4 protein-coding genes are annotated in these 6,110 nt (G+C 58.2%); all 4 read right to left on the bottom strand.

From position 1 onward, the window contains the following. Positions 1 to 2,933: PAAR domain-containing protein (locus tag ACFY68_RS14570; protein ID WP_387528434.1), on the bottom strand; the 2,933-nt coding region annotated here is incomplete at its 3' end. Between the two features lie 53 nt (positions 2,934 to 2,986). Then, entirely contained in the window at positions 2,987 to 3,418 is a 432-nt protein-coding gene (locus ACFY68_RS14565; protein ID WP_387528431.1) for a DcrB-related protein, read from the bottom strand. 45 nt (positions 3,419 to 3,463) lie between these two features. Next, positions 3,464 to 5,446 carry a type VI secretion system Vgr family protein gene (locus tag ACFY68_RS14560; RefSeq protein ID WP_387528428.1) on the bottom strand — a complete coding sequence of 661 codons (1,983 nt, stop codon included), beginning with the start codon at positions 5,444 to 5,446 and terminating at the stop codon, positions 3,464 to 3,466. Positions 5,447 to 5,520: 74 nt separating this feature from the next. After that, a complete protein-coding gene (locus ACFY68_RS14555; RefSeq protein ID WP_387528425.1) occupies positions 5,521 to 6,045 on the bottom strand; it encodes an Hcp family type VI secretion system effector in 525 nt (174 codons plus the stop codon). Between the last annotated feature and the right edge of the window lie 65 nt (positions 6,046 to 6,110).

Genomic DNA, 6,110 nt, shown 5'->3' with positions numbered 1-6,110 from the left:
TAGTCGAGTTGCTGTTGTTCTCCTTTGTTGTCCGTGAAGGTGATGGACAGCAGATTGTCGGCAGCGTCGTAGCCGTAGTCGGTGGTGCCATCTTCAGTGCGCTTGCAGAGAAGACGGCCGATTGCGTCGCGCTCGAAGTCATGGCGGATGGCGGTCGTGCGTGTCGGCGGAGCGTTGTCGGACAGTGGCGGCTGTTCGTCAGGCGAGGGCACATGGGTAAGACGAGTGACCTCATCCAGCACGTTGTAGGCATAGAGGCGGCCACTGCCATCCAGGTCCTGTTGCGCGACCAGCCGGTCCAGTTCATCCCAACCGAAGCGGTATGACTCGTCATTCTCGTTGGTGAGTTGCAGTAACCGACCATAGGCGTCGTAGCGGAACTTCACGCTGTAACCCATGGCATCCGTACGCTCGACTAACCGGCCGCTGCGGTTGTAGCGGAACTGCAGGCTTTTTTGCGCAGGGTCGATGTAGCGCGTCAGTTGACCAGCGACGTCAATTTCATAGCGATCGATGCGACCGTCCGGGCGTTCGCTTTCTACCAGATAACCACGTGCGTCATAGCGAAAGTGGGTATGTTCGCCCCGGGCGTTGATGCTTTCGCGCAAGCGGCCATGGGCGTCATAGTGATACAGCGTCAGGGCATTGCTGCAGTCGCGGTAGCTGAGCAACTGACCGCAGGTGTTCCAACTCAGGTACTTGTTCTTTTCGAGGGCATCAGTGATCTGGGTAACGCGGCCTTCTGGGTTGTACTGATAGTGTGTTTTGCGGCCCAGCGGGTCTTGCTGCCAAAGCAGGTTGCCGTGGTTGTCGTAGCCGTATTGCCGAGCCCGCCCGCCTGTATCGGTGACCTGGACCGGCAATGCCCAATGTCGCAAGTATTTGATGTGTTCGCTACGGCCGAGGGGATCGCGGGTTTCGATCAGGCGGCCGACATCATCGTAGCTGTAGCGCCATTCGCCTCCTTGTGGGTCGATGCTTTTCAGCAGTTGGCCGGCGACGGTCTCCTCTTGCCAGCAATTGCCGAGCGGATCGATGTGTTTATAGACCTCGTACAGTGGGCCCCAGTAGTAGTGATCACGGCGGCCGAGGTTGTCCGTGACGAGGGTTTCGCCGTCTTCCAGGTTGTACTCGAACCGGTACTCTTCACCATCGCTGCCCCAGTGGCGAATCACCCGCCACTCGTGATCGGGTTGGGGTTCCAGCAGCGGTGGCAAGCGGTAGGGCGTACCGTCTAAGCGCTTGGGAGTAGGGCGCTTTGAGGGAGTGTCGAAGCGAGCCCATTCGTATTCACGGACAGCACCGCTAGCCAGTTGATGGCTATTGAGATAGCCCTCGGGGGTGTAAGTGAAGCGGCGGACCCGTTGCTCCGTCGCATCCAGTACCTCGTGCAGTTGCCCGCTGTCGGTGTAGCGATAGCTAACCAGCAGTTCGCTGTGTTCTACAGTCGGTGTTCCGCCGCCCTTCAGCAACACCCGCGATATGTCTCTGACCCGTCGGGAATGCCTGGCGTCATAATGAAGCTGCACGACCGTTTGGCCGTACTTGTCATAGAGGGCTTTCAGGCGCCCTTGTTCGTCGTACAGCAGGTCTATGCAATTGAGATTGCGGTCGCCGAGCCTGATCAGCCGTGAGCGTTTCGGGTTCAGCGGGTCGGTATCGAAGACCCGATAAAGCCCTTCATTGATATCTTCGACAACAGTCTGACCGTCCTCCAGCTGAAAGAAGGCCAAGCCGTCCACTACACTGACGAAAGCGTCACCGGCGCTGAGGCGGCCCAGTTCCAGTCGGTTACCTTCCTCGTCAATGTAAATCCACAGTTCACCCCCATGGGGATGTGGCACACGTACGAGCTCAACCTCATACGGTACGCTCCATCCCATGCCTAATAGGCCATCGGGACGTCTATCATTGCTGTCGTAGCTTCGTGCCCATTCAATACCCACCAAGCCGGGAAGGCTGAAGTCGATTTCCTCGGAGCCTACAAGGACCTTGCTACCCGCGGAAACGAGCACGGGGCTACCCTTGTATGGGCAACTTTTGGATTTGGGTCTTGGTACCGGTGCGGTTGTGGGGCGTCTACGGGGCAGCCTGATTCTCCGTGAAACCAGCATCCCCGCAATAATCCCGGTAAACATCGCAATCTTGCTCTTGCCGTTGCGAATATCCCGGACCGTCGCCGTACCGCGACCAATGCGTACATTGGGCGATACGTTTTCATTCACATCAATCGTGGCGTCGCAGGTGGTCTTGTCGCCTGAGCGGGCTGCGGGTTGGCCATTGATAAATACGCTGTCCGAGCCTTGCGCAATGAAGTTGTCGGGCAGCGGTGTGTGGCGGGAGCAGGTGATCTTGTCTTCTTCCTTGGATGCTGAACCTGGGGCGGCCGGCGTGGTCACTGGCGGGTTGAAGATGTCACGTATCGCCATCCCCAGCCCCACGAACGGGACTAGATAAGGCACCGCAGCCATGGCCATGGAACCAACGTTCTCCAGGATGGAGGGTTGCTCTTGATCAGCATCGGCTGCGCCGCCTCCAGGTGGGCCGGTGGTGCCGGCCGCGCGAGCTGCGGGCTCGCTGTTAATGAAAACATTGCCTGACCCACTCTCGATTTTTCCGTAGGGGTCGGGGGAGTCCACGCTGTTACCAAGGCTGTCGCAAAAGCTGGAAATGGCATCGCCGATAGTCTGGTCTTCGCCGACGGAAAGGGTACTCATTGCACCAACTGCTACACCCGCGACTGCGGCGATGGCGAATCCAGCCGCACCGCCAGTGGCTACGGTGCCGACAACGGCCAGGCTGATGGCTGCGGCGACGGCTGCGGTGGCCGCTGCATAGATAACAACCTCGGCAACTGCGCTGATCATTTCAGCGGCAAGCGATGGATGAAGAATTGCATCGCCCATTCGGGCGGCATGAACGGTCTGCGCCATTGGCTACAAGCTCCTAACTATCCGAAAGTCTTTGTCCTGAGCCGCGAAGGGGCTCAGGCAAATCGGAGCTCGTCTTTGATGGCGCGCCAGTGGTTGATGTCGTCGTCACTCAGAGGTTCTGGTTTGCTGTAGTTGAGCACCAGCATCCGTTGCTGTCCGGGGATCAGGCAGGTTGCCTGGAGCTGGTAGTTGGGCTTGTCGCCGACCATGAACTGAATAGCCATTTCCCGGCCTTCCACGTGATGCTCATTTCTTCCAAGGCGAGTCACTTGTGGGGGCGTGATAGTCATCGCCTTTGACTTCTTCCGTAATATGTTTAATTGGTCATCCAAGGCCTCATCCAGGGTCTTGGTGTTTGCAACAGCGCTGCGCGCTATCACCAACGTGGTCTGCCTGCTGGCAAAGCGCAGCATGTTCAGCGTCAAGTCCTCGGGGGCTTCATCACCCAGATTGAGGATTACATCGTGTGTCAGGTATTGGGTCATCCGGGTAGTCCTTTTTGAGTTCAGTGCAGGGTGGCTGTGCGAGCGCTATTCGAAATGCCCATCCACGTCGGCCTTGAGTGAGCCGCTGTCGCGCCCGTTTGCTCCCGCGCCTGCCGAACCACCCGTTGGGTTGAGGTCGAGCTTTGCCGCCAGGGTGTTGATCTGCCCGGTCTGCTGGGCGGTGAAGTTGAAGGTCTCGCAGGTGATGTTCAGCGTGCCATTGGCATGCATCTCGATAAGGGTCTTGCCGCACTTGAGGCGCAAGGAGTTGCCCGCTTCGACTTCGTAGTCGCCTGCGATGAGGTCGTTTTTGCCACCCCCCACTTTCAGGGTGTCGTTGGCCTTTACGGCGCGCAGGCGATTGCGGCCAATGGCGACCGATTCGTCCTGGCCAATTTGTTGGGTGCGATCGACGCCCACGGAGAGGGACTGGTTGTTATTGACCAAGGTGTTCTGATCTCTTTGGGCATGGATGAACACTTCCTCTTTGCCCAGCTCATCCTCGAAACGCAGTTCGTTGAAACCATCCCCCTTGTGGGTCTGGCTCTTGATGGTCATGCGCGTTTTGTGGTCAGGCAGGTCGTAGGGCGGCAGTTGATCACCGCAGTAGGTGCGCCCGGTTATCATCGGCTGGTCGGGGTCACCATTGACGTATTGGATGATCACGTCCTGACCGATCCGAGGGATGGCCATCGAGCCCCAGCTGCCACCGGCCCAGCCTTGAGATACGCGCAGCCAGCACGAGCTGAACTCGTTGTTCTGGCTTTCGCGATCCCAAGGGAAGCTAACCTTGACCCGGCCCCACTTATCGCAAAAGATCTCTTCTCCCTTCGGGCCGACGACGGTGGCCATGTGTGGCCCGTCGATTCGCGGCTTATCCAATGGCGCAGGGCGCCACTCGGTCCGACCGGGGACCAGCACTGCGGTCTGCTCGTAGCGCGTGCTGGCATCGGCGCCGGCGGCTTCTTCCTGCAGGCTGGTGAACTGGTGGCCTTTATGGATAACCGTGTTCACCCGCCAATGCGTATTGAGGTCTTCTCGCGGGTGACCAGTCAGGGTAAAACTGAGCCCCGGTTGCAGGCGCACGTCATCGCCCTGGACCTCGGCAATACGGACATCATGGCGCAGCGCTGTGATGCGGTTTTCAGTGAACGGTATGCCCACGGCATCGCGTTTATAGCGGCCTGGGTAGTCGAAGTATTCGTACTTTTTGGACTGATGCTCCAGGAAGGGCCCGGCGGCTCTGTGCTCCTGGCGGTAGGCCGGGTTGGTAAAGGTGTAGTCGCGTTGAACCTGGCGAGCGGTGCGCACCTGCTCGCTGTAGCGCAAGCGGCGCAGGCAGGGCATGGCTTGATCGCCGCCGCTGTTGGCGTGGTACAGCACGCTGTCAGGGCCTACAGGCTCGTTGTCATCGCAGAAGCCTTCGTCTTCATCTTCGGTCTTGATGGCACCATGGCTGATGAGGCCGAAGGACTGCAGCCGATCCGTGATGATCAGCTTGTGCAGCTTTGCACTGTGCGCGAAGCGGTAGACGAAGCCTTCTTCAGCAGCCAGTCGGGAGATGAAGGCAAGGTCGGTCTCGCCCGCTTGCACGCAGAATTCGCGGACCTGATGCTCCATGCTGGCGCGTAGTTCGTACTGGTCGATGTCCTGGCGCTTGAGCATCAGCTCGATAATTTGCGGAACGGTTTTATGCTGGAAGATGCGCCAGTTCGAACGCAGGTTGGCCCGTGCCAGTAGGGGCTCGACCAGCGCGTGATAGTAGGTGCGGTGGAAGCCGCTTTCAGCCTGGCTGAAACGGCTGACAAGGCCGTGCACGTACCGTACCGGGCGTTCGCCATCCCAGATCGTGAACAGCACGGGCTTGTCGAGCAAAGGGCCGAAGTCGATGTCGTTTTCGGAGCTGACCAGTTTCAGCTCTAATTCGAAGGGGGTGCTGATACCCTCTCGAAGTTCGAACGACACCACTTCGAATTGAGCATCGCCCACGAGGGGATGAAAACTGTAACGCAGATCGGATTGGCGCATATGAAGTCCTTGTCCCGCCGACTCAAGGCTTGAAGGCCGGGCAGGAAATTACCTGCCCGGTAAGCACGGCTAGATCAAACCGCTGTTTCTAAGTACGTGCGCCAATCATCAGAGCCACTTGTGCCGGCCGCGGTGTGCTCCCAGACGATTTTCCGATAGGTCATCGCAACCTCGACCAGTTGCGTGTAGTTCTCGTTCACCTTGTCTTGAACGTGGGGGAGGACGGTGTTGATGCTGACAATAGTTGCGCCTTCAAGTGTGGTTGAGAAGAAGTGCTCTTGCCTGCCTTCCGCCGAAGTGCGGTACCACAGGACTTCGACGATCTTCAGCCTTTCGCCTGTCACCAGCGCTTGATACATAAGCGGGGTGGCCTTATTGAGCGAACTAGTGAATTTGAACGGCTGGTGTACGCGCTGACCGCTGGGTTGACCGCTCTGTGGATCGGTTGGTGTGGTTACCTGATGCGTGATTTCCTGAGCCAGGATTTGATCTTCATGACCTTGCTGGTAAACGTTGCCGACAGACTCAGCGGTAAATGCACCAGCAGTGATTAGTCCTTGTGTCTCTCCATTGATCGTGATGTAAGCGGGTGTTGGCATGGCAGTCTCTCCTGCGTCCATGTGGATAAAACACGCGCAACCCAAGGTGGCGTGGCCATCGGAAA

The sequence above is a fragment of the Pseudomonas sp. NPDC012596 genome (assembly GCF_042902325.1).
Taxonomy (GTDB): Bacteria; Pseudomonadota; Gammaproteobacteria; order Pseudomonadales; family Pseudomonadaceae; genus Aquipseudomonas.
This window is presented reverse-complemented; position numbering and strand designations above follow the sequence as displayed.

Coding starts and splice junctions, on each gene's coding strand:
- ACFY68_RS14555 (WP_387528425.1), bottom strand. CDS start 6,045: ATGCCAACACCCGCTTACATCACGATCAATGGAGAGACACAAGGACTA.
- ACFY68_RS14560 (WP_387528428.1), bottom strand. CDS start 5,446: ATGCGCCAATCCGATCTGCGTTACAGTTTTCATCCCCTCGTGGGCGAT.
- ACFY68_RS14565 (WP_387528431.1), bottom strand. CDS start 3,418: ATGACCCAATACCTGACACACGATGTAATCCTCAATCTGGGTGATGAA.